Annotated in this window: 2 protein-coding genes and 1 pseudogene; 2 read left to right on the forward strand and 1 reads right to left on the reverse strand. The window is 47.7% G+C overall.

Going from position 1 to position 3,081, the window contains the following annotated elements; genetic code table 11:
- Positions 1 to 164: pseudogene (locus EYB31_RS39825) on the forward strand (IS5/IS1182 family transposase); the annotation flags it as partial.
- A gap of 1,125 nt (positions 165 to 1,289) precedes the next feature.
- On the opposite strand, the gene EYB31_RS41190 reads toward EYB31_RS39825, so the two are convergent.
- Entirely contained in the window at positions 1,290 to 1,565 is a 276-nt protein-coding gene (locus EYB31_RS41190; protein ID WP_240763235.1) for a hypothetical protein, read from the reverse strand.
- A 1,103-nt stretch (positions 1,566 to 2,668) separates the two neighbouring features.
- On the opposite strand from EYB31_RS41190, the gene EYB31_RS39835 reads away from it, so the two are divergent.
- Entirely contained in the window at positions 2,669 to 2,995 is a 327-nt protein-coding gene (locus EYB31_RS39835) for a transposase (RefSeq protein ID WP_338120022.1), read from the forward strand.
- Positions 2,996 to 3,081: the final 86 nt, after the last annotated feature.

Here is a 3,081-nt window from a genome sequence, read left to right on the forward strand (position 1 = left end):
ATCCATGGAAAGTGGATGGGTATCGCTATAAAGAACGGCACTTGGTGGAGTGCTTCTTCAATAAAATCAAGCACTTTCGCCGTGTGGCTACTCGTTACGACAAGTTAGCCAAGTCATTCATAGCGTTTGTATACGTATCTGCCATTTTCAAATTGACTCAATGACAAGTTTTCAGACACGTCCTAGATTTGGTTTAAAATTTTCTTGACAGACTCTTCGGCTTCGGATAGATCGTCTCCAGAACCTTGAGTTGCATGAGACTGCGTACGCTCTTACATTTCATTTCGAAGCTCTGGTTCCGAAGAAAATGGGCAACTCGCCGATAATCGATGTGAGGGTACTTCATATAATTTTCATCGATTCGGTGCATGAACTGCACATTTTCTTCGCTTTCCTGCTGCTCCTTGCTCCGACGGTATACGTTCGGTCAGCTCACACTCAGCAGATCCCCCTGACGCTTTAACGATGGTTTCGGTATAACCACGCTCTATCATCGCTTCCCGTACTTCCAGCGGTTCATATGAAGCCAGATTTTTTTGAGCCAGTCCACCTCTACAGCAAGTTGACCAACCAGCTTCTCTAAATGTTCTTGTTTGCTGCGTACTCCTATTTCAGTTTGTCGGCTTCGAAGACCGTAGAGACACGTTCAAGGCCCCCCCCTGAGCATTTCAGAACTCAGCTCTCTCATTAATGTAACGTTCTGCTCCTCACAGAGGACCTCCAGGACGACCCTCGTTTTAAACTCTGAGGTATATCGATTCCGTTTTTTCATAGTTCCATAACTTTTTTTACTCCCCCATGTCTCACCTAATATAGCGTCCATATTCGCTTAGTCTATAGGAACGTTAAACCAGATTAATTCGATAGCAACTCGCTGCCCCTGAGCCCCCTTTCATAAAATAATAACCATCTCCTTTCCAAACGCTTTATATTTCCATTTACCGGTTGTAGAGTATAGAATTGAATTTTCGTTGGAGGGCGCAAGCCCTCTTTTTTACTTTTCAGCTCCCCCTGCATCAAACCGGACTTGAGGTTTTCCCTCATCCGGCTTTCCGATGTTCTTCATCCTTCAGCGTTGCGGTACTTTCTTTAGCTGGCGAGCGGGCTTCCTATGTCGGTTTCGTGAAACTGATCATCTTTCACGAATCCCGCCTTCAGCCATTGCCGGATCAGCTTCAGTATCCGTCGGTCGCTGATCCGCTATTCCACCAGTTGCATCTGCTTGTCATGGGCGATGTTGTCAAAATAGCCGCGAATGTCGATGTCGATCACCCAATTAACGCCCTTCTTCATTGCTCGCCGGATATGCCGGATCGCCCCATGTTGGCTTCGCTTCGGCCTGAATCCATAGGAACAGTCTCTGAAGTCGGCTTCGAAGATCGTTCCAACACCATTTTCATCGCTATCTGTACGACTCTGTCCCGAATCGTCGGGATTCCCAGCGGTCGCATCTTGCCGTCCGCTTTCGGAATCTCCTTGCGTCTCGCGGGTAGTGAGCGGTATTCTCCGTTCTTCAGCGTCTTCTGGATTTCGTCAGCAAATCGCTCTTCACCTATGACTTTCACGATGTGGTCAAGGGTCATCCCATCCACGCCACCTCTTCCGCCGTTTCCTTTGACCCTCTTCTATGCTTCCCATAGGATGTCGCTGCGGTACACCTTGTCGTATAACGCATGAAATCACCGCCGCGGATTTTCCTTGGCTGCAAGGCTTAGTACTTGTTGGAGTCGTTGAGCTTTTTCTTTGGCGTCGTTAGTAGGTTTAGCTGCATTCACTGACTCTTACCTCCTCCAAGTACATGAACAAAGCTGGAGCCCTTCCCTCCATGAGGTTTTGTTGTCCTCACTTCATCGGTATTATTGCCCCCTCCGGCTCCCTTCCCGCTGCTCGCCACTTCGCCTTTCGGGCTTATAAGTTTGCTCCTTACGAAAAAAACATCGTGCGGGGGAGGGTCTCCCTAGTTCCAAACACAACTTTCTCGGCATGCCGTTCCTCATACACCGGAGAGCTCTTCCGCGCTGCGCTTCCAAGGCCTTCACGCGTTCCAAGACCTTCGCCCATTACTCCGAGGCTCGGCGCTCTCTTGTCCTTTTCAGGTATCTTTTGACGATGCGGCAGGATTCACTTCATGTTACGGCCTGTCGATTTGCTCGCACTCCAAAGAGTTACTTTGTCACGGGACTTCAACCTTAGGATTTCTCTACCAGTTGCCCGTCAGCTACGAGGCGACTTGGCTCTTACCTCGATCGGACCTCCACCGGCTAGTTGTGCCTAGCTTCGCTAGGCGCGCGAGCAAATAAGAACCGTCCGCGAGATGCTTAATTAAGCATCTCGCGGACGGTTCTTCCGTAATGATTAGCCTCACACCAAATTCACCATAAATATACATAATTGTAAATAAAAATTGCAAAATAAAAAAATATCTCACTATACAGATTGGATTAATAATATTCCAGTATTAGGGAGGAATTCACTCCCTCTCCGTCGAATGTACGAGCGACTCCAGACGATTCGTTTACGATTGATGAACATGGCTATAAGTGAAATCGCTACAATCAGGTCTCGTTCTGAAAAAAACAATTCGCAGCTACATTCATGCCTACGAAAAGAAAGGAGTCTCCGGTCTCATCATGCGGTATAATGCTCCCGTAGGTTGAGACACGGGAGAGTGAAAAATAAGTTATTAAGTTATAATGAAGCTATGGAAAAACGGAACCGATATACCTCAAAGTTTAAAACGAAGGTCGTGCTGAAGACCCTCCGTGAGGAGCAGACCCTCAATGAGATTGCAGGTAAACATGAATTGAGTCCTGTTATGCTCAGCCGATGGAAGGCGGAGTTCCTTGAGCGCGCCTCTACCATCTTTGAGAAGAAGACTCATGAAGCCGACAAACTGAAAAAGGAGTATGAGAGCAAGCAAGAGCATCTAGAGAAGCTGGTCGGCCAACTCACAGTGGAGGTGGACTGGCTCAAAAAAAAATCTGGCCTCAAATGAACCCTTGGAAGTCCGGAAAGCGATGGTTGAGCGCGGCTATATCGAGATCACAGTGAAACGTCAGGCAGATCTGCTCAGTGTGAACA

Source organism: Paenibacillus thalictri (assembly GCF_004307995.1).
Taxonomy (GTDB): domain Bacteria; phylum Bacillota; class Bacilli; order Paenibacillales; family NBRC-103111; genus Paenibacillus_AF; species Paenibacillus_AF thalictri.